The sequence below is a fragment of the Rathayibacter sp. VKM Ac-2801 genome (genome assembly GCF_009834245.1).
Classification (GTDB): Bacteria; Actinomycetota; Actinomycetes; order Actinomycetales; family Microbacteriaceae; genus Rathayibacter.
On record NZ_CP047183.1, the window covers coordinates 3,486,707 to 3,505,063 of the forward strand.

Here is an 18,357-nt window from a genome sequence, read left to right on the forward strand (position 1 = left end):
GGCTAGGCTGCCGGCGGTGTACGTCGCGGCCGTGCTGCTGTCGCAGTATGTGCTTTGGTGGATGACGTCCTCGAGCTCGTCGTCTGTGTCGACGGCGTACGCCGGCTACTCATTAGCGGATCATATGGTGTCGAGCGTGTGGACGTCGGCCTCGGAAAAGACGATCGACGTCGCCGTGCCGATCGCTTTCGCGAGCTACGCCTGGTGGGTCATCCGCGCGCTCCGAGCGACGTCCGGCACGCTCGTCGGTCTGCCGGTGCGGGCGTCGGCGTGGTAACTAGTGGCTGCGGAGTTCGGGCTCGTGACGCGATACCTCGATCACCTGTACCAGGGCATCGATACGGTGATGGCCCTCGTTGCGGTGGGCCTTGGCGCTGGGGCTTTGTTCACCTGGGGCGGGACAGCACTGCTACTGATCGTCGGGCACTTTGTCTACGACTTCGCTGTTGCGTCGCGGCCGGTACTGCCCTCGCGGCAGTTTCCCGACGCCGAGCTGAACGGGGTGGTCCTCGTGCTGGTGCTCGCGCGGACGTGGGTCCCAGCGCTACTGAGCCGCCGGTCTGTGCGCGGTCATTAAAGAGCCCTTGTCGACCGAGGGCGCTAGCTACGGGGAGGGCCGCCACTAAATGACGAGAACGTCGCTGGGTTCGCCGCTGGTGCCGTATCGCAACGACATGGCCTCGTCGGGAGGGAGGTGTCTGTAGTCGAGGCGCTTCCGCGGCCGCATGGAGGCCGATTTCCCCGATGCCCACTACCTCCTCGGTCCAGTCGAGCTCGACCTCGAGACCCGGACGGTCGCCGAGCTCCTCGAGGAGTGGCGCCCCGCCTGAGGAGCACCGGTTCCGGTCTTATGCCGATCGAGGGATCGCCCCTAATCTCAGGGCTACCACCGCCCCGGGTAGGAGGGCGAGGGTCACAGATGCGCACGGCATCCGACAGGAGCAGGGTGCGATTACCTCCGGCCTCCATCGGCCGCGTCCGCGCGAGACGGGACGCCGGAGTCCGCATCTCAGCAGGAAAAGTCTCGTACCATCGCCGGCCAGATGATTGGAGAATCGATGAACTCGACCCTCGACAACACCCTCCTGCTGTCGCCGCTCATCGTTCCGCCCGCGGCCGAGATGAAGAAGGCCCTGCTGCTGAGCGAACGGTTCTCGACGATCGCTCCGCGAGGATTCCCGCCCACCGAGGCCCTCGCCGAGATGGAGGATCGAGGCTGGTGGATCCCTGCTGACCTCGACGACCTCGACGAGCACACGCGAGAGCTGGCCGTCCGCGAGTGCATCCGCGCCGCAGAGCGGTACACGTTCACGACCGACGACTGGAAGCAGTCCGACAGGCTGTTCGCCCGCAAGCTCCCCTACGAACTGGAGCACTGGCTCCTCGCGAACGACTACCTCAGGCCGGCTTCTCGCGACGGCTCCCAGTTCCGAGCGACCAGAGAGAACCTGGTCCCCGCGCTCCTCGCGATCTGCGGCCGGCGCCTGTGCCAGGCGAAGGGCTGGCAGTACGGCGTGGCCACGACCGCGACAGCCCGGCAGGCGCTGTTCCCGGTCGACGACACGACCGACCAGCGCGCACTCGCCCTCACGCTCTACGACATCCCGGAGCCGCATCCTGATGCGACCTTCGACGACATCGTGGCCTTCCGGCAGAGCAAGGAGAAGCTGCTCGCCCGGTACATCGACGGCCTCCGAGACGTGCGGCTCGCCGTCGCCGAGGCGGAGGACGGCCGGGAGCTCGAGGACGCGCTCCTCACCTACAAGGCGCGGGTCTCCGAGCTGCATCGAGCGTCCGCCCCCCTGAAGGGCGAGGCCGGCGGACGACTCGATCCGATGACTCTGCTCATCCCCATGACCGAGGTCGGCGTCGCGGTCGGAGACTGGTTGACCTCAGGGCCGAGCTTCGCTCCGATCGTCCTGGCGGTGCGAGCCGTCGCCTCGGTCGTCACCCTGCGCCGGCACGACGCGACGTCCTACCTCTCCGCCGCAGTGGCGAAGAACCTGATCGAGGCGCCGGAGAGCCGGGCGGTGACGGTCGGCCTGCGGGACTGACCGCCTCAGCACCTGCATGACCGCCTGTCCGGTGCGCGGCCGAGCAGTCGACCCGATCTCTCACAAGACCTGTGGTGTCGCCGAGATCGTTTCTGTCGTGACGACAACCGCGAGAATCGTGTGAACATTCGAGAATCTGTCCGTCTAGACGAACGTCGACCCATGGGACGGGGCGTCGGATGCATCGCTGCGGACGACGTCGCGTCAGAAGCCGCGAACGACGACGGCGACGTTCCAGAGAAGCGCTTCCACCGCTGTCTGAAGGCGCTCACCCTCGGCTTCGAAGATCGCCTCCTGACTCGGACTGGACCATCGCGCCTGGGGCCAGAAGCCGCGACTCCAGAACTCCTGCCACTCCCTCAGATCCTGCGCGACTGCAGGCGGGATTCCGATGGCGTCGGGCTCATGAACGGCGTCGTTGTCCATCCACAGGGCGTACGGGGTCGTGTAATCCGGACCGATGACGACGCGGGCGAGCTCACCCTCGCGAGCCTGTGCAGCTCTGGCGAGAGTGCTCTCGACCGTCGCGAACGGGGGGACCACCCATTCGACCTGCGTGACAGGATCCACGACGACGAGCACCGCGCATCACTGCCTTTCTCCTTCTCCGACCGCACGGGACATTCTCGCTCCGTCGATTCCGGTGGTGAACCGACTGTCGCCATCGGGACCGCCGCGGGCACGCGCGCCGGCGCATCACCGCGACTCGCACCTCCTCCGCTACCGCAGCGGTCGTGTCCGGCGCCCTCACGGCGACCATCCCGGAACCGTCTCGGGCCGACCCCTGGTTCCTCTCCAGGAGTCCGCTCCGCCCCGTTCGGTACCGTCTCCCTCATGCCCGACCCCACTCCCGACACCCCCGAGGTCGCCGCCGAGCACCTGCGTGCCGAGCTGCAGCTGAGGCGCTTCGGGCGGCTCCGACTCACCATCGACATGGCGCTGGGCACCGGGATCCTCGCGCCCTACGACCTCGTCGTCCTCCGCCTCGACACGGGAGCGGAGATCATCCGTGTGAAGGCCGATCTCACCGATCCCCACTACCTCCTCGGGCAGGTCGAGCTCGACCTCGAGACGAAGACGGTCGCCGAGTTCCTCGAGGAGTGGCGGCCCGCCTGAGGAGCGCCGCCGCCACGCCCTACGGCTTCGTGTAGTCCGCCGAGAAGGTCGACGGGCTGCCGTTCGCCGGGGTGATCGTCTGGGTGACCTTCAGCGGCACCCAGGTCACGGTGAGCTGGTCGCCGTTCACGCCTCCGCCGCTGATCGTGCCGGAACGCCGAGCCGTCAGGTCGACGGTGCTCGTCGTCCCGGTCGAGGAGTCGGTGGTCGTCAGGACGACGCGTCGGGTGGAGCCCTCCGCGACGCTCAGGAGATCGCCCCGGGGGTCGGCGATCGTCGTCCGCAGGGGCTGGAGGATCGTGGTGCCCGCCGGAGTGAAGTCGAAGCACTCGGCTCCTCCGAGGACGGCGGTGGACAGGATCGGCTTCGTCGAGCCGACCGAGGACACCGTCAGGGTCCGGACGATCCCCTCGGACGGACGGCACGACACCCCCAGGCCGCCGCGGGACGTCGAGTTCCCGTTCCCGGCCGCGTCGACGACGGGATCGAGGCGGGAGCCCTCCTTCGAGACGGTCATCTTCTCCCAGATGAGGGGGAACGTGGCGGATCCGTCTCCCGTCGTGCTGATGCTGATCGCGTCGACCGTCACGGAGTCGAAGGCGTACGTCATCCCGCCGGGCCGCCTGCACGGCGCCGTGGAGGCGTCGCACGTGCCGACGGCGCCGAGCTGCACGGTCACGTGCGGGATCACCGATCGGGCGTTCAGCGCCTTCTCGAACTCGGTCGCGATCGTCGCGGTGTCGATGTCGACGACGGTCGTCGTGTCGGCCCGCCCGCCCAGGTACTCCGTCAGGGAGCAGAAGCCCTTCCCGTCGACGGCGATGGTCCTGGTGTCGAAGGCGAAGGTGATGAGCGGGGAGCCGGCGGGAGCGCAGCCGTCGGGGAAGCCGAGGGAGGTGTCCTCCGGCTCGGCGCCGACGGGACCTGCGGGGCCCTGGGGTCCGGTCGCGCCGGTGTCGCCCTTCACGCCCTGGGCGCCCGACGGACCGGCGGCACCGGTGTCGCCCTTGACCCCCTGCGGACCGGCGGCGCCCGTGTCGCCCTTCACTCCCTGAGCGCCGGTCGCGCCGGCAGCGCCGACCGTGCCGTCTGCGCCGCGCGCGCCCTGGAGTCCCTGGAGTCCCTGCAGACCCTGAGGGCCGACGATGCCCTCCGGACCTCGCGCTCCGGGCGCCGCGATCTGCACCCAGGCACCGGTGCCGGCGGCCGGGGAGACCGCGCGGTTGTCGGTCACGGCGACGTAGGCGCCGCCCCCGAACGCGACGACGCTCGACGGCGGGCCGGCTCGGTACGCGGTCCGGTCGCTCCACTGCGTCACCGTCGACCAGGCCGCGGTGCCGTCAGCACCGGCCGCGCCCTGGGCGCCGGTCGCGCCTGTCGCGCCGGTCGCGCCCTGGGCACCGGTCTCGCCTGTTGCTCCGATGGCACCCTGCGCTCCGGTCGCTCCCGTCGCTCCGGTCGCGCCTGTTGCGCCTGTTGCGCCGGTCGCACCGTCGGCACCGGCCGGTCCCGCCTCACCGTCCGCGCCGGTCGCGCCGGTCGCGCCGGTCGCGCCGTCGGCACCCGCGGCTCCAGTCGCCCCGTCAGCGCCAGTCGCTCCGGTCGCTCCGTCGGCACCCGTCGCTCCAGTCGCTCCGTCGGCACCCGTCGCACCGGTCGCGCCATCGGCACCCGTCGCACCGGTCGCGCCATCAGCACCCGTCGCACCGGTCGCGCCATCAGCACCCGTCGCACCGGTCGCGCCGTCAGCACCCGTCGCTCCGGTCGCGCCGTCGGCACCCGTCGCACCCGTAGCCCCCTCCGCTCCCGCGACTCCCGCCGGACCCTCCGCGCCCGCAGGCCCGGCAGCTCCGTCCACACCTGCCGCACCCGTTGCGCCCGTCGCGCCCCGCGGCCCCGTCGCTCCCGTCGATCCCGTCGCCCCCTTCGCGCCGGTCGCGCCGGTCGCGCCCTTCGCGCCCGGAGCACCCTTCGCCCCCTGAGGACCCGTCGCTCCTCGCGGGCCCGTCGCGCCCCGCGGACCGGTCGCTCCACGCGGACCGGTGGCTCCGCGCGGACCGGTGCTCACCGTCGACGACGCAGCCACCGTGCGGGCATCGGCCGACGACGTCGGATCCGTCGTCCAGGCGACCGCGATCTCCCCGGCCGAACCGCAGAGCACCGACGACGCGACCGGACGCAGGGCGCCCGAGGACGGATCGAAGCATCCCGTCTGTGCTGCCGCGGCGGCCGGAGTGACGGAGGCGAGCGCGCCTGCGCCCACCAGGAGCAGGGCCGAGACGGCGGCCACTGCTCGAGCGGCTCGGGGGTGCTTCCAGGAAGCGAAGGGCAGCGTCACGTCGGTCCTCGTCGTCGGGGGCCTCGCGGCCTCGTCTCGTGCTGGCGCCTGTGCCGGAGCATCGACTCCACGACGGGAGCGGCGACCATTCGCGCGCTGTGTGCGAGCAGCGTCACTGTCTCAGTGGAATACAGTTCAAGCAAGACCCCCGAACGGCCGATCTGCTCGCGGCAGGATCACGGATCCGTTCCCTTCGTGCAACGCTCGAGCCCCACCCGGCCATGTACTCGGTAGACGCTCGACCGACGAAGGATGGACCCGATGACGCGACGCACACTCGACGACCTGCTCTCCCGCAGCGACCCCGCGACCGACGACCGGGCGCCCGGCGTCCGCACCGCCCTGAACGCCGTGATCGCCGAGACCCGCGAGCGCGCGCCCCGCAGGCCCGCGCGCTCGAAGGCGTGGTGGCTGGCGGCTCCCGTCCTGATCGTCCCGGGTCTCGTGCTGGCCACCAGCGCCGGCACCGATGTCCGCTCCGTCCCCGACTTCACCATCCCGATCAGCTACACCACCGAGTCCGGTGCGGCCGTGACCTGCTCGATCGACTACTTCAACGGCGAGATCGACTACCGCGAGGTCACCACCTCCGCGACCGACTACCTGCGCGCGCAGGACTGGAGCGGCGTCGGCCAGCGGATCCATGACGACGCGGTCGCCTATACGACCGACCCCGCCTGGCTGGCCTCGGACATGAACAGCGACGGCCCCGGCCTCTCGGACGAGACGATCCGCTGGCGCGCCTGGATCACCGCGGCGGACGACCACATCCTCGACAGGATCCCCGACGGCGTGATCGTCGAGGGCGACGGCGGGCTCGGCGGCAGCACCGACTGCACGGGAGAGCTGTGATGAGCGCCGGCGAGGCGGCCCCGTCGATGGCCCGGAGCGTCGTCCGCTCGCCCGCCCGCGATCGGGAGGCCGAGATCACGGCCCTCGTCGAACGGGAGGCGCCGGATCTGCTCCGCTACTTCGCGCGGCGGACGGCGAGCCCGGAGGACGCGGCGGACCTCCTCAGCGACACGCTGCTGATCCTCTGGCGGAAGGAGCGGTCGATCCCCTCGGACGAGACGCGCGCGCGGATGTGGGCGTTCGGCGTCGCGCGGCGGGTGCTCTCGGGCCAGCGCCGCACGGCGACCCGGAGGAGCGCGCTCGTCGAGCGGCTGGCGGAGGAGCTGCGCGTCACCCCGCCCGCGCCGGCCGACGACGCGGCCGAGGACGTCCGCGCCGCGATCGCCCAGCTGAAGCCCGTCGACCAGGAGATCATCACCCTCGTCTACTGGGACGGCTTCTCCCTCGCCGAGGCGGGCGAGATCCTCTCCCTCCGCGCCGCGACCGTGCGGAGCCGGCACGCTCGGGCGCGCGCGACCCTGCGGGAGGCGCTGGGGGCGGCGGACTGACGATCGGGGCGCGGGGACGTGGGTGACGGGACGGTCGCGAGTCGATCCCGCGTTCCGGCCCCGGCCGGCGCGCTCGCACCGTCAGCTGAGCCAGGGAGACCTCCCCCAAAAGCCGACGCGCCCTCCTCTCAGCTGGCGTCGTGCGCGCCAGCCGGCGCCGCCACAGACACCGATCGATTCCCCGATGACGCAGGCCGACGGAGCGCCCGGGCGCACAGCCGGACCCCCAGGACGACGCTCGCAGCGCCTCCCGCCATCGCCGCAGCGCCGACCGCGGTCCAGGTCGTCATGTTCGAACTCGGCACGCCGTGCAGCCCGAAGAAGAGCCCCACTCCGCTGCCGACCAGCGCGGCCGCGACCAGGGGGATCGCCAGCGCCGACCTCTTCTCGGCGCCGGTCCACCACGAGCTCCACAGGACCAGAACGGCGCCGATCGGCCAGCCGACGCCGGGGATCAGGAGCCAGCCGAAGGCGAGGAGCAGGGAGGCCGTGACCGCGAACCACCGACGGGCGAGGATCCCCCGCACATCGCCGTGCTGAACTCCGGCCTGGACCCGATCAGTCATGCCCCGGAGCTTAGGGAGACGGCCGGGGCCGCGGCACGAACTGGCGCAGGATGCTCCACGCTCCGGCACACGGCGGAGAAGCTCCTGCAGACGCCGGCACCGGGCCTCAGTCGACGCGCTCCTCCGGTGCGCCGCCGCCCACCCTCCCGATCGATTCCCGGGCGACGAAGGTCGCGGCGAGCAGCTCCGCGTCCGACTCCGTCCTCCCGCTGAGCAGGCGGAGGATCGTGCGGCCGGCCGCGACACCCACGTCGTAGATCGGCTGCGAGACGACCGACAGGGGCGGATCGATCAGCTCGGCCCACGGGAAGTCGTCGAACATCACGAACGAGAGGTCGTCCGGGACGCGCAGCCCGCGCGCCCTCGCGGCACGGAGAAGATCGAGGGCGATGAGGCTGTCCGAGGCGAGGATCGCGGTGGGCGGCTCGGGGAGGGCGAGGAGGTCGTCGAGAACGGCGGCCGCCTCGGCGAAACCGATCGCGCCGAAGTGGATGAGCTCCCGGTCGGGCGCGATGCCCGCCGAGCTCAGCGCCGCGGAGATGCCGGACAGGCGCTCGGTCACCGAGGACACGCGCAGGGGCTCTCCCGGCGTCCAGCGGCCGGGGTCGGCCAGCGCCGTCACGAACGCCACCCGGCGGTGCCCCGCCTCGAGCAGGGCGGCGGTCGCCTGCTCGGCGGCCACGGCGATCTCGACGCCGACCGAGGGGACCGGGAGTCCGTCGATCCGCCGGTCCAGCAGGACCAGAGGGCGGCCCGTGGCGTGGACGTCGTGCAGGTGCTGCGTGTGGAAGGACGACGCGGGCGAGACGATCATGCCGTCGACGCGCTTGTCGAGGAGCACCCTCACCGCGTCGACCTCGGTGTCGACGTCCTCGGACGTGTTGATGAGGACGACGTCGTAGCCCGCTCCGGCGACGGCGTCGGTGATGCCTCTCATCGCGAGGCCGAAGTAGCCGTTCTCGATGTCGCCGACGATGACGCCGATGGTCTTCGACTTCCCCGTGTTCATGCTCCGGGCGAGCTCGTTCGGCCGGTAGTCGAGACGCTCGGCGGCGGCCAGCACCCGGTCGCGGACGCTCTCGCTGACGGCGCCGTAGTTGCCCAGCGCGCGCGCCGCCGTGGCCTTCCCGACGCCGGCCTCCCGGGCCACATCGGCCACGGTCACCTCGCGCCTGCGGTTCGTGATCTCCGCCACGACGCTCCTCCCGATCGGTCTTCGAACTGCTCTTGACACCCATTCGGAGCGCGGGGTAGCTTCCTACACACCTCGTTGGGTCCGGTCTCAACCTAACGGATTGGGACCGGACTCACCAAGAAGAAGCCCGGATCCTCCGCCTCACCTCCGACGAATGGACAGCGATGAAGAAGCGCATCATCCCCGCAGCGATCGCCACGCTGGCGGCGGCACTACTCACCCTCACGGCGTGCGGCAGCAGCGGAGCAGGCGGCGGAGCGACCTCCGCCGAGAACCCCTACGGCCTCATCACCCCGGGCCAGATCCGCGTCGCCAGTGTCGGCGACATCAAGCCCTACGCGTTCACCGACGCCGACGGGAAGTTCAGCGGCTTCGACATCGAGCTGTTCACCGACGTCGCCGCCCGCGAGGGCATCACCGACGTGGTGTTCACCGGCCAGGACTTCTCGAGCCTCCTCGCCGCCGTGGCGAACAAGCAGTACGACGTCGGCGTCGCCGCGATCGGCATCACTCCTGATCGCGAGAAGACGGTGGACTTCAGCGACGGCTACCTCGCCGGCTACCTCACGGTGCTGAGCACGAAGGACAGCGGGATCTCCTCGGCCGACGACCTCGGCGCGGGCACCCGCCTCGGTGTCGTGCAGGGCACCCTCCAGGAGACCTACGCGGTGAAGAACTTCCCCGAGGCGGAGCTCGTGCGCTTCCCCGACAACAACGCGGCGATCGCGGCGCTCAACAACGGCACGATCCAGGCGCACTTCCTCGACTACGAGTCGACGAAGGCCTACATCGACCAGTACGACCTCGTCGACGTGGAGGACATCCCCTCCTTCGACGCCCCCGCCGGCTTCGCGGTCGCCAAGGGCAGCGACGCCCTGCGCGAAGCGCTCAACGAGGGACTCCACGAGGCGATGGAGGACGGCACCTGGAAGGAGCTGTACCAGAAGTGGTTCCCCGGCTCCCCGATGCCCGAGCAGTACCTACCGAGCGCCGAGCAGACCAGCTCCCCCACCCCCACCCCGTGATCTGAAGGGGGCGCGCGCGGTCCGCGCCGCGCCCCCTCGACCCTTGAGAGAGCACCATGGACTGGCTCGACACCCTCACTCAGACCTTCCTCGACTTCGACGCGATGGCCGCGGTCTTCCCGCAGCTGCTCGGCACCGGCCTCGTCAACACGCTCGTCATCTCGCTCGCGGCGACGGTCATCGGCATCGTGCTCGGGATGATCCTCGCCGTGATGGGGATCTCCACCTCGCGGTGGCTGCGCATCCCCGCCCGGATCTACACCGACGTGTTCCGCGGCCTCCCGGCGATCCTCACCATCCTGCTGATCGGGCAGGGCTTCGCCCGCTTCAGCCAGCAGATCTTCGGCCCCTCCCCCTACCCCCTCGGCATCCTCGCCCTCAGCCTGATCGCGAGCGCCTACATCGGGGAGATCTTCCGCGCCGGCATCCAGAGCGTCGACCGCGGGCAGCTCGAGGCCTGCCGCGCTCTCGGCCTCAGCTACGGGAAGGCCATGCGCCTGGTCGTGGTGCCGCAGGGCATCCGCCGCGTCCTGCCGGCCCTGGTCAACCAGTCGATCGCGATCGTCAAGGACTCGAGCCTCGTCTACTTCCTCGGCCTCCTCGTGAGCGAGCGGGAGCTGTTCCGCGTGGGCCAGGACGCCGCCGTCCTCACCGGCAACCTGTCGCCGCTGGTGATGGCGGGCCTGTTCTACCTCGTGATCACCGTTCCGCTGACCCACCTCGTCAACTACTTCGACAACCGCTTCCGCACCGGCCGCCGCAGGGCCGCCCCGCCGAAGAGCGGTCTCGACGAGGTCGCCGAGGTCTCGCCCACCCCTCTCACCCTCGGGAGCAACACGTGACCTACACCTCGCCCATCCCCCTGGCCGACGGCCACGTCTACGAGGGGTCGCGCCTCGAGCTCGCCGACCTCACGATGGCCTACGGCGACATCGAGGTCCTCCGCGGAGTGAGCCTGGCCGTCGAGCCGGGGACGACCACCTGCGTCATCGGCCCCTCCGGCTCGGGCAAGTCGACGATGCTCCGCGGGATCAACCGCCTGCACGAGCCGAAGAGCGGCGACGTGCGGATCGCGGGCGAGAGCGCGCTCGCGGTGAAGCCCGACGTCCTCCGCCGCCGCATCGGCCTGGTGTTCCAGCACTTCAACCTCTTCCCCGACCACACCGCGCTCGAGAACGTCGCGCTGGCGCTGCGCAACGTGAAGCGGATGTCGAAGGCGGAGTCGCTGCGCGTCGCACACGAGCGCCTCGAGGAGGTGGGCCTCGCCGAGCGGACCGACCACCGGCCGCGCGACCTCTCCGGCGGCCAGCAGCAGCGCGTCGCCATCGCCCGGGCCCTCGCCATGGCTCCCGAGGTGATGCTGTTCGACGAGGTGACCAGCGCGCTCGACCCCGAGCTGGTCAAGGGCGTCCTGAACCTCCTGGCCGCGCTCGGCCAGCGCGGGATGACGATGCTGGTGGTCACGCACGAGATGAAGTTCGCCCGCCGGGTCGCCGACCAGGTCGTCTTCATGGACGAGGGACGCGTCGTCGAGGTGGGCACCCCGGAGCAGATCTTCGACGCACCGCGCAGCGCCCGCCTGCAGCGCTTCCTCTCGGAGGTGCTGTGAGCACCCGGGAGCCGCTGCGCACCGGCGTCATCGGCTTCGGCACCTCCGGCCGGGTGTTCCACGGTCCGTTCCTCGCCACGTCCCCGCGCTACTCGGTGGAGGCCGTCGTCACCTCCGACCCCGAGCGGGCCGCCGAGGCCCGGCGCCTGCACCCCGGTGCCGAGGTGCTGCCCGACACCGCGTCCCTGTTCGAGCGCGACCTCGACCTCGTCGTCATCGGCTCGCCTCCCGGCACCCACGTCGACCTCGCGACCCGGGCGGTCGACTCCGGCATCGCCGTGGTCGTCGACAAGCCGCTGGCCGCCACCGCCGCCGAGGCGCGCGACCTCGTCGACCACGCCCGCGCTCGCGGAGTGGTGCTGACCGTCTTCCAGAACCGCCGCTGGGACGGCGACTTCCTCACCCTGCGCGGTCTCCTCGACGAGGGCGCCCTGGGCGAGGTGCGCCGGTTCGAGTCCCGCTTCGAGTGGTTCAAGCCGGTCGAGACGAAGGCCTGGAAGGCGCAGTCGACCGCGGCCGAGGGAGGCGGGATCCTCCTCGACCTCGGCACCCACCTCCTCGACCAGGCGCTCCTGCTCTTCGGCGAGGTCGACCACGTGCACGCCGAGCTCGCGACGCGACGCGGCGGAGGAGGAGCCGAGGACGACGCGTTCGTCGCTCTCGAGCACCGGAGCGGAGTGGTCTCGCACCTGTGGATGAACGCCATGGCGCCGCTGGTCGGGCCCCGGTTCCACGTCCTCGGCTCGGAGGCCGGCTTCACCTCCTCCGGCCTCGACCCGCAGGAGGGCGCCCTCAAGGCGGGCGCCCTGCCCACCGACGACGGCTTCGGCGCCTCCGGGAGCCCCGCCCTTCTCGGGCGCGACGGATCGGCCCAGCCGCATCCCCTCCTGACCGGCCGCTACAGCGACTTCTACTCGCGCCTCGCCGACACCCTGCTCGACGGCGCACCCCTCCCCGTCGATCCCGACGACGCCGTCCGCGTCCTCGAGCTGATCGACCGGATCCGCGCCGCCGCCCAGCGCTGACGGCGCCCCACTCTCTCCCCTCACCGAACAGGAAGCACAGCCATGCCCAGAACCACCGCCTCCGCGCCCTCCGTCGTCGTGATCGGCGCCGGCGTGCTCGGCGTCTCGACCGCAGCGCAGCTCGCCCGGCGCGGCGCGACCGTCACCCTCGTGACCGAGACGACCGTCTCCTCCGGCGCCAGCGGCCGCTCGCTCTCGTGGCTCAACTCCGCCGGGATCCGCAGCGACGAGTACCACGCGCTCCGGGTCGCCGGCATCGACCGCTACCGGACGCTCCTCGTCCGCAATCCCGACGCCTCGAGCTTCCTGCGCTTCGACGGCGGTCTCAGCTGGGCCAAGCCGGGACGGTCGCACCGCGAGCGCTTCGCCCACGAGAAGGCGATCGGCTACGACTCCGAGTGGCTGTCGCCCGACGAGATCGCCGCATGGACCCCGGGCGTCGACCCCTCCTCCGTCGCCGCCGAGGGCGCGATCTTCAACCCCGGTGAGGGCTGGGTCGACCTCCCGCTCCTCACCGCTCATCTGCTCCAGGCCTTCCAGGAGGCGGGCGGGGTGCTGGTCGAGAACGCCGGACGCACGACCGTCGTCGTCGAGGGCGGCCGAGCCGTCGGAGCCGAGACCGCTTCCGGCGAGCGGATCCTCGCGGACGAGGTCGTCCTCGCCACGGGGCCCTGGGTGCCGCGCGAGCTCGCCGAACTCGGGATCCACCTGCCCGAGCAGACGCCGATCTCGCTGCTCGTGACCACCAAGCCGATCGAGGTCGAGTTGCGGGCCGTGCTGAACACTCCCCGCGTCGCCGTGCGGCCCACGCCCCACGGGACCCTGGTGCTCGACTCCGGCTGGTCGGAGCGCGAGGTCGTCGTCGACCCCGACGGGACCTGGCACGTGCGCGACGAGACGGTCGCGACCCTCCTCGAGGAGGCGTCGGCCGTGCTCGCGGGCAACCCGCGGCTCGAGCTCGACTCGTTCGGAGCCGGCCCGAAGCCGATCCCCGGCGACGGCGAGCCCGTACTCGGTGAGGTCGAGGAGATCCCCGGACTGCACGCGGTCTTCACCCACAGCGGCGCGACGCTCGGGCTCATCGTCGGGGAGCTCATCGCCCTCGAGATCCTCTCCGGCGAGCCGAGCCCGCTGCTGCGGCCGTTCCGCTCGTCGCGGTTCAGCGCGGTGACGGCCTGATGCGCCCGCTCCCGCTCGCCGATCCGCGGATCGTGGGCGTCGGCGACAACGTCGTCGACTGCTACACCGCGGACGGCGTGATGTACCCCGGCGGCAACTGCGTCAACGTGTCGGTCTACGCCGCTCGCGAGGGCGTCCCGACCGCCTACATCGGGGCCGTCTCCGACGACGCCGCCGGCCGCCTCCTCCGGTCCTCTCTCGGCGCGGAGGGCGTCGACGTGTCGCGCCTGCGCCAGGAGGAGGGCTGGACCGCCTACTGCCGGATCGGCCTGATCGACGGCGACCGGGTCTTCCTCGACTCGGGCAAGGGCGTCTCGCTCTTCACCCCCTCGGCCGGCGACCTCGAGGCGATCGCAGGCTTCGACGCCCTGCACGTCGGGGCCTCGAGCTTCCTCGACGAGCACCTCGGCGCTTTCGCCGAGCGGACCCGCGTGTCGTACGACTTCTCCTCCGAGTTCGACCGGGCGGCCGTCGCCGGCATCGCGCAGCACTGCTTCCTCGCCTCGTTCTCGGGCGGAGGCCGGAGCGACGACGAGATCGAGGACCTGCTCGCCGGAGCCCTCGACGCCGGCGCCTCCTGGGCCCTCGTCACCCGCGGCGAGCGCGGTGCCGTGCTGTCCGACGGGGTCCGGCGCGCCGTCAGCACCCCGGTCGCCACCCGCGTCGTCGACACGCTCGGCGCCGGAGACTCGTTCATCGCCCGCACCCTCATCGGGCTGCTGCGCGGCGAGGAGCTCGACGACCTCATGGCCGCGGCCTCGATCTCGGCCGCGTTCACCTGCACCGAGCACGGCGCCTTCGGCTACGGGGCTCCGATCGAGATCACCGAGGAGGCCGGCCCGCCCGCGGCCGCCGCCCTCGACCACCAGACCCACCCCCTCGCAGAAGGAGAACTCCGATGACCGACGGCACCTACCTCGGACCGGGCCCCGTCGCCCCCGTCCCCGACGACATCGCCCCCTCGATGGAGCACGCTCTGTCGCTGTGGGACCGGATCGACGACCACGTCGCCTCGCTCCCCGCGGTCGACCGCGTCTTCCTGGTCGGCGCGGGCGGATCGCTCATGGGCGTCCAGGCGGCGCAGTACCTGCTCGACACGGCCGCGATCACTCCCGCCGCGTCCTACAACTCGGACGAGTTCTTCTTCCGGGCCCCCGCCTCGGTCGGTCCCGGCGCGCTCGTCGTCGTGCTCTCGGGCACCGGCGAGACCCCCGAGACCGTCCGAGCCGGCGAGTGGGCGCAGCAGCGCGGCGCCGCCGTCGTCGGCGTGACCCTCAAGCAGGAGGGACCGCTCGCGCTCGCCCTGGACACCGCCTTCGTCGCGCAGACGGGCCAGGGCACGCAGCTCGTGTTGCAGCTGCTCGCGCTCGCGGTCCTGCGCCGCGACGGCGTGGACGTGTCGGACCGGCTGGCGGCGCTCCGTGGCCTACCGGCCGCGATGGTCGCCACTGTCACGGCGTTCGAGCCACGGGCGGAGGAGCTCGCCGCCGCGATGAAGGACGTCCCCGTGACGTACCTCGTCACCTCCGGGTCGCTCATGGGCCCCGGCCAGACCTTCACCACCTGCTACCTGCAGGAGATGCAGTGGATGCACGCCGCGACGATCAACGCTGACGAGTTCTTCCAGGGCCCGTTCGAGGTCTTCGACGGCAAGACGCAGAGCATCGTCTTCCTCGCGGAGGACGCGACGCGGCCCATGGGCGAGCGCGCGCAGAGCTTCCTCGACCAGTACAGCGGCACGACCTACTACGTCGACTCGCGCGACCTGGAGCTGTCCGGCATCGCCGCCTCCGAGCGCGCGTTCGTCGCGCCTCTCGTGTTCTCGACGCTGGTCTCGCGGCTCGCCGCCCACTGGGCAGCGGCGCGGGGCTACGCCCTCGAGGGGCGCCGCTACATGTGGCAGTTCGCCTACTGAGCGGAGGCGCCGTGCGACGGCGGGGAGAGCGGACCGCGGTCGGCTCTCCCCACCCCGCTCACCACCCCGCGGGCCCGGCGCTCCCCGCCTCGTACTCGTCCAGCGGCGCCTCGCCCGCCGCCCAGTGCGAGAGCACCGGAGTGATGATGCGCCAGCACTGCTCGGCCACGTCGCCGGGGACCGAGAGCAGGGTGTCGCCCTGGAGGATCCCGGCGAGGACCTGCGCGTAGGGGTCGAGCGTGGCCGCGCCGGGCTGCGCGGTCAGGGTGGTGCGCTCGAGGTCGGTCAGCTCGTCGGCGCTGTTCACGACCAGGTCCAGGCTGACGTCCCCGCCCTTGAGGCCGATCCGGAGGACCGTCCCGGCCTCGCCCTCGGCAGCCTGCAGACCGCGCGGGGGCGTGGCGGCGCGGAAGTGGATCGCCACCTCGCGGCGCGGGTCGCCGATCGCCTTGCCGGAACGGAGGACGAAGGGGACGCCCGCCCAGCGCGGGGTGTCGACCTGCAGCAGCAGCTGGGCAAGGGTCTCGGTGCCGGTCTCGGGGTCGACGTCGGGCTCGTCGACGTAGGAGGGGAAGAAGCGGCCGTCGACGCGGCCCTCGGTGTAGCGGGCGCGGCGGGCGGAGGAGGGGTCGTCTCGCCAGAGCCGCACGGCGCCGAGCACCTCGGCCATGCGCGCGTGGACCTCGTCGGGCGCGACCTCGTCGGGGCGCTCCATCGTGGTCAGCGCGAGCACCATCAGGAGGTGGCTCTGCAGCATGTCGCGCAGCGCTCCGGTCTTCTCGTAGAAGGCCGCGCGGCCCTCGATCCCGAGCGTCTCGTCGTAGACGATCTCGACCTTCTCGATCGACTCGGCGCTCCAGCTCGCCTCGAAGAGGCTGTTGCCGAAGCGCAGGCCCAGCATCCCCAGCACGGTCGCGTTGCCGAGGAAGTGGTCGATGCGCCAGAGGCGGCTCTCGGGGAGGACCTTGGCGAACGCCGCGTTGAGGGCGATCGCGTCGTCGAGGTCCTCGCCGAACGGCTTCTCGATGGCGACGACCAGCTCCTCGGGCAGGTCGAGCTCGGCGAGCGAGGCGGCGACCTTGTGCCCCATCGCGGGCGGCAGTGCGACGTAGAGCACCTGGGTCGACGGGCAGGCGTCGAGGAGGGCCTTCAGCTGCTCCGGGTCGGAGGCGTCGGTGGCGACGAAGCGCGCGCGCGACGCGAGCGCCTCGACCGTGTGCGCGGCGACTCCGGCCGCCTCGAGGCTGCGGCGGACGAGGCCCTGCCACTCCTCGTCGGTCTGCGGGGTGCGCGCCGCGCCGATCAGCGTGAGCTCGAGGTCGCGCGCGAGCTCGGCCACCCGGCCCAGGCCCGGCAGCAGCAGCCGCTCGGTGAGGTCGCCGCCCGCTCCGAGGATCGCGATGCTCCGCTGCTCGCTCCCCAGCGCCGCCGCCTCGGGGATGCCGATCTGCTCCGTCATGGTGTCTCCTCGTAGCCGTCTCGTGAGTCAGCGGCCACAGTACGCGCCGGGCCCTGGCCCGCGGCCGGGAGCCGGGAGGGGTTGAGGAAGCGGGCGCGGAGTGCAGGGCGCCGGGTGCCACGGCGCTGGCCGGCGCCCGCCCCGCCGCCGCTCACGCGCCGACGTCCCGCAGCCGCGGGGCGAACGGCTGCATCACCAGCGCGCCGACGACCAGCACCGCTCCCGTCCCGGCCAGGACCGCCGTCGAGTCCAGGCCGCCCGTGAGCAGGCCGATCGTCAGCACAGCGAGCGCCGACGCGGAGTAGGTGGCGACGGAGAAGGACGAGGTCGCCCTGCTCTGCCGGGCCGGCGAGCTGCCGTGGGTCAGGTGCACGAGCGCGGTCCGATAGGCGGTGGCGGCCCCGGCTCCGATCAGGGCCGTCGCCGCCACGGCGAGCACGTCGCTGCGCAGGAGGATCGAGACGGCGACCAGCGCGATCCCTCCCGCGAGCACGAGGAAGCCGGTCGACCGCCCGGCGATCCGGGTGAGGACCGCGCTGCCGAGCTGGGCGGCGGCGGCCGCGATGAGCATCACCACGGTCCCGGCGAGCTGCGCTCCCGGCATGCCCGCGTCGTGGAAGAGGATCGGCGCGTAGACGACCGCCGTGCTCAGCGCGGTCCAGGCGACGGCGGCCCCGACGACACCGCGGCGAGCGCCCGGACGCGACGATCCTCCCGGAGCGGCGACGGCCGGCGGCGGTACCCGGGGGACGACGCGCACGAGGACGATCAGGGCGGCGCAGAGCACCAGCGACACGGCGGCCCCCGCGAGGTACATCGTGCCCGCGGCGGTCACCGACGCGAGCAGCGCCACGAGCTGCGCGAGGGCGGTCCCGACGACGGCGCCGACCAGGTTCCCCGTCGCGGCGAGCCCCCTCCCCCTCCCGCCGAGAGCGCCGACGACGAGCGCCGCCGCGCTCCCCGTCGCGAGGCCGACGGCGACTCCGGTCAGGGCCCGGCCCGCGAGGAGGCGCCCCTCGGTGGGATCGGCGAGGAGCAGGTCGCCGACGGCCGCGGCCAGCAGAGCGACCACGAGGGCCGCCGCGGGCGGGAGCGGCCGGGGCGCGACGGCGACCGCGAGGAGCGTGAGGACCGCGGATCCGACGTAGGCGACGAAGGTGAGCGAGACGGCCAGCGGAGCCAGCGGCACCTCGGCGCGCAGCAGCGGGAGGAGCGGATTGAGGCTGTTGCTCCCCGCGATGACGAAGCCGAAGGAGACGGCGGAGAGGGCGGCGAGCGCGAGCTGCGCGCGGTGTCGGTGCATGGCGGCTCCGGGTTCGAGGAGGGTGTCGAATCGCGAAGGCCCCGGAGGTCACCTGGCTCCCGGCCCTCGTGCGGGCCGGTCCTGCAGCCACCGTAGCAAGTGTTGCTCCTCGCGCTCCGGCCGGGTTATGCTCCCCGGACGGACATGTGACTGGTAGTGCAGGCAGGATCCGA

General features: G+C 72.1%; 18 protein-coding genes. 12 read left to right on the plus strand and 6 right to left on the minus strand.

From position 1 onward, the window contains the following. The first annotated feature begins 16 nt into the window (after positions 1 to 16). Entirely contained in the window at positions 17 to 277 is a 261-nt protein-coding gene (locus GSU45_RS16280) for a hypothetical protein (protein ID WP_159916539.1), read from the plus strand. Positions 278 to 1,043: 766 nt separating this feature from the next. After that, positions 1,044 to 2,054: a hypothetical protein gene (locus GSU45_RS16285; RefSeq protein WP_159916541.1), complete on the plus strand. Its 1,011-nt coding sequence runs from the start codon at positions 1,044 to 1,046 to the stop codon at positions 2,052 to 2,054. Between the two features lie 204 nt (positions 2,055 to 2,258). Here the strand turns inward: GSU45_RS16285 and GSU45_RS16290 are convergent, their stop codons facing one another. Continuing rightward, a complete protein-coding gene (locus GSU45_RS16290) occupies positions 2,259 to 2,636 on the minus strand; it encodes a hypothetical protein (RefSeq protein ID WP_159916543.1) in 378 nt (125 codons plus the stop codon). A gap of 252 nt (positions 2,637 to 2,888) precedes the next feature. Here GSU45_RS16290 and GSU45_RS16295 point away from each other — a divergent pair, with 252 nt between their 5' ends. After that, positions 2,889 to 3,170 carry a hypothetical protein gene (locus GSU45_RS16295; protein WP_159916545.1) on the plus strand — a complete coding sequence of 94 codons (282 nt, stop codon included), beginning with the start codon at positions 2,889 to 2,891 and terminating at the stop codon, positions 3,168 to 3,170. Positions 3,171 to 3,189: 19 nt separating this feature from the next. Here GSU45_RS16295 and GSU45_RS17335 read toward each other — a convergent pair whose 3' ends face one another. Next, positions 3,190 to 4,488 carry a collagen-like protein gene (locus GSU45_RS17335; protein ID WP_244248315.1) on the minus strand — a complete coding sequence of 433 codons (1,299 nt, stop codon included), beginning with the start codon at positions 4,486 to 4,488 and terminating at the stop codon, positions 3,190 to 3,192. Positions 4,489 to 5,769: 1,281 nt separating this feature from the next. Here GSU45_RS17335 and GSU45_RS16305 point away from each other — a divergent pair. Together GSU45_RS16305 and GSU45_RS16310 are read left to right on the plus strand one after the other, a co-directional pair. Then, positions 5,770 to 6,360, plus strand: a complete 591-nt coding sequence (locus GSU45_RS16305; protein ID WP_159916547.1) for a hypothetical protein — start codon at positions 5,770 to 5,772, stop codon at positions 6,358 to 6,360. Further along, on the plus strand, positions 6,360 to 6,908 hold the full coding sequence (locus GSU45_RS16310; protein WP_208543461.1) for a sigma-70 family RNA polymerase sigma factor: 549 nt from the start codon (positions 6,360 to 6,362) through the stop codon (positions 6,906 to 6,908). The genes GSU45_RS16305 and GSU45_RS16310 overlap by 1 nt, the downstream gene beginning before the upstream one ends. A gap of 128 nt (positions 6,909 to 7,036) precedes the next feature. Here GSU45_RS16310 and GSU45_RS16315 read toward each other — a convergent pair whose 3' ends face one another. Then, entirely contained in the window at positions 7,037 to 7,474 is a 438-nt protein-coding gene (locus GSU45_RS16315; RefSeq protein ID WP_159916549.1) for a hypothetical protein, read from the minus strand. Positions 7,475 to 7,580: 106 nt separating this feature from the next. Continuing rightward, on the minus strand, positions 7,581 to 8,669 hold the full coding sequence (locus GSU45_RS16320) for a LacI family DNA-binding transcriptional regulator (RefSeq protein WP_159916551.1): 1,089 nt from the start codon (positions 8,667 to 8,669) through the stop codon (positions 7,581 to 7,583). A gap of 164 nt (positions 8,670 to 8,833) precedes the next feature. Here GSU45_RS16320 and GSU45_RS16325 point away from each other — a divergent pair, with 164 nt between their 5' ends. The 7 genes from GSU45_RS16325 to GSU45_RS16355 are packed head-to-tail and all read left to right on the plus strand — an operon-like array spanning position 8,834 to position 15,422. Then, positions 8,834 to 9,694 carry an ABC transporter substrate-binding protein gene (locus GSU45_RS16325; RefSeq protein WP_159916553.1) on the plus strand — a complete coding sequence of 287 codons (861 nt, stop codon included), beginning with the start codon at positions 8,834 to 8,836 and terminating at the stop codon, positions 9,692 to 9,694. A gap of 56 nt (positions 9,695 to 9,750) precedes the next feature. Beyond that, the gene (locus GSU45_RS16330) at positions 9,751 to 10,536 is read left to right on the plus strand and encodes an amino acid ABC transporter permease (RefSeq protein ID WP_104345707.1); all 786 of its coding nucleotides are present in this window, start codon (positions 9,751 to 9,753) and stop codon (positions 10,534 to 10,536) included. Further along, positions 10,533 to 11,303: an amino acid ABC transporter ATP-binding protein gene (locus GSU45_RS16335; protein ID WP_159916555.1), complete on the plus strand. Its 771-nt coding sequence runs from the start codon at positions 10,533 to 10,535 to the stop codon at positions 11,301 to 11,303. The genes GSU45_RS16330 and GSU45_RS16335 overlap by 4 nt, the downstream gene beginning before the upstream one ends. Further along, positions 11,300 to 12,328, plus strand: coding sequence for a Gfo/Idh/MocA family oxidoreductase (locus tag GSU45_RS16340; protein ID WP_159916557.1), 1,029 nt, complete (start codon positions 11,300 to 11,302; stop codon positions 12,326 to 12,328). The genes GSU45_RS16335 and GSU45_RS16340 overlap by 4 nt, the downstream gene beginning before the upstream one ends. Positions 12,329 to 12,370: 42 nt before the next feature. Next, positions 12,371 to 13,507, plus strand: coding sequence for an FAD-binding oxidoreductase (locus GSU45_RS16345; RefSeq protein ID WP_159916559.1), 1,137 nt, complete (start codon positions 12,371 to 12,373; stop codon positions 13,505 to 13,507). Further along, entirely contained in the window at positions 13,507 to 14,409 is a 903-nt protein-coding gene (locus tag GSU45_RS16350; RefSeq protein ID WP_159916561.1) for a PfkB family carbohydrate kinase, read from the plus strand. Before GSU45_RS16345 ends, GSU45_RS16350 begins: the two co-directional genes overlap by 1 nt. After that, positions 14,406 to 15,422, plus strand: coding sequence for an SIS domain-containing protein (locus tag GSU45_RS16355; RefSeq protein ID WP_159916563.1), 1,017 nt, complete (start codon positions 14,406 to 14,408; stop codon positions 15,420 to 15,422). Before GSU45_RS16350 ends, GSU45_RS16355 begins: the two co-directional genes overlap by 4 nt. Before the next feature lie 58 nt (positions 15,423 to 15,480). On the opposite strand, the gene GSU45_RS16360 is transcribed toward GSU45_RS16355, so the two are convergent. Together GSU45_RS16360 and GSU45_RS16365 are read right to left on the minus strand one after the other, a co-directional pair. Continuing rightward, a complete protein-coding gene (locus GSU45_RS16360; RefSeq protein ID WP_159916565.1) occupies positions 15,481 to 16,881 on the minus strand; it encodes a glucose-6-phosphate dehydrogenase in 1,401 nt (466 codons plus the stop codon). A gap of 151 nt (positions 16,882 to 17,032) precedes the next feature. Then, positions 17,033 to 18,184, minus strand: coding sequence for an MFS transporter (locus GSU45_RS16365; RefSeq protein ID WP_159916567.1), 1,152 nt, complete (start codon positions 18,182 to 18,184; stop codon positions 17,033 to 17,035). Positions 18,185 to 18,357: the final 173 nt, after the last annotated feature.

Coding starts and splice junctions, on each gene's coding strand:
- GSU45_RS16285 (WP_159916541.1), top strand. CDS start 1,044: ATGATTGGAGAATCGATGAACTCGACCCTCGACAACACCCTCCTGCTG.
- GSU45_RS16295 (WP_159916545.1), top strand. CDS start 2,889: ATGCCCGACCCCACTCCCGACACCCCCGAGGTCGCCGCCGAGCACCTG.
- GSU45_RS16305 (WP_159916547.1), top strand. CDS start 5,770: ATGACGCGACGCACACTCGACGACCTGCTCTCCCGCAGCGACCCCGCG.
- GSU45_RS16310 (WP_208543461.1), top strand. CDS start 6,360: ATGAGCGCCGGCGAGGCGGCCCCGTCGATGGCCCGGAGCGTCGTCCGC.
- GSU45_RS16315 (WP_159916549.1), bottom strand. CDS start 7,474: ATGACTGATCGGGTCCAGGCCGGAGTTCAGCACGGCGATGTGCGGGGG.
- GSU45_RS16325 (WP_159916553.1), top strand. CDS start 8,834: ATGAAGAAGCGCATCATCCCCGCAGCGATCGCCACGCTGGCGGCGGCA.
- GSU45_RS16330 (WP_104345707.1), top strand. CDS start 9,751: ATGGACTGGCTCGACACCCTCACTCAGACCTTCCTCGACTTCGACGCG.
- GSU45_RS16345 (WP_159916559.1), top strand. CDS start 12,371: ATGCCCAGAACCACCGCCTCCGCGCCCTCCGTCGTCGTGATCGGCGCC.
- GSU45_RS16350 (WP_159916561.1), top strand. CDS start 13,507: ATGCGCCCGCTCCCGCTCGCCGATCCGCGGATCGTGGGCGTCGGCGAC.
- GSU45_RS16355 (WP_159916563.1), top strand. CDS start 14,406: ATGACCGACGGCACCTACCTCGGACCGGGCCCCGTCGCCCCCGTCCCC.
- GSU45_RS16360 (WP_159916565.1), bottom strand. CDS start 16,881: ATGACGGAGCAGATCGGCATCCCCGAGGCGGCGGCGCTGGGGAGCGAG.
- GSU45_RS16365 (WP_159916567.1), bottom strand. CDS start 18,184: ATGCACCGACACCGCGCGCAGCTCGCGCTCGCCGCCCTCTCCGCCGTC.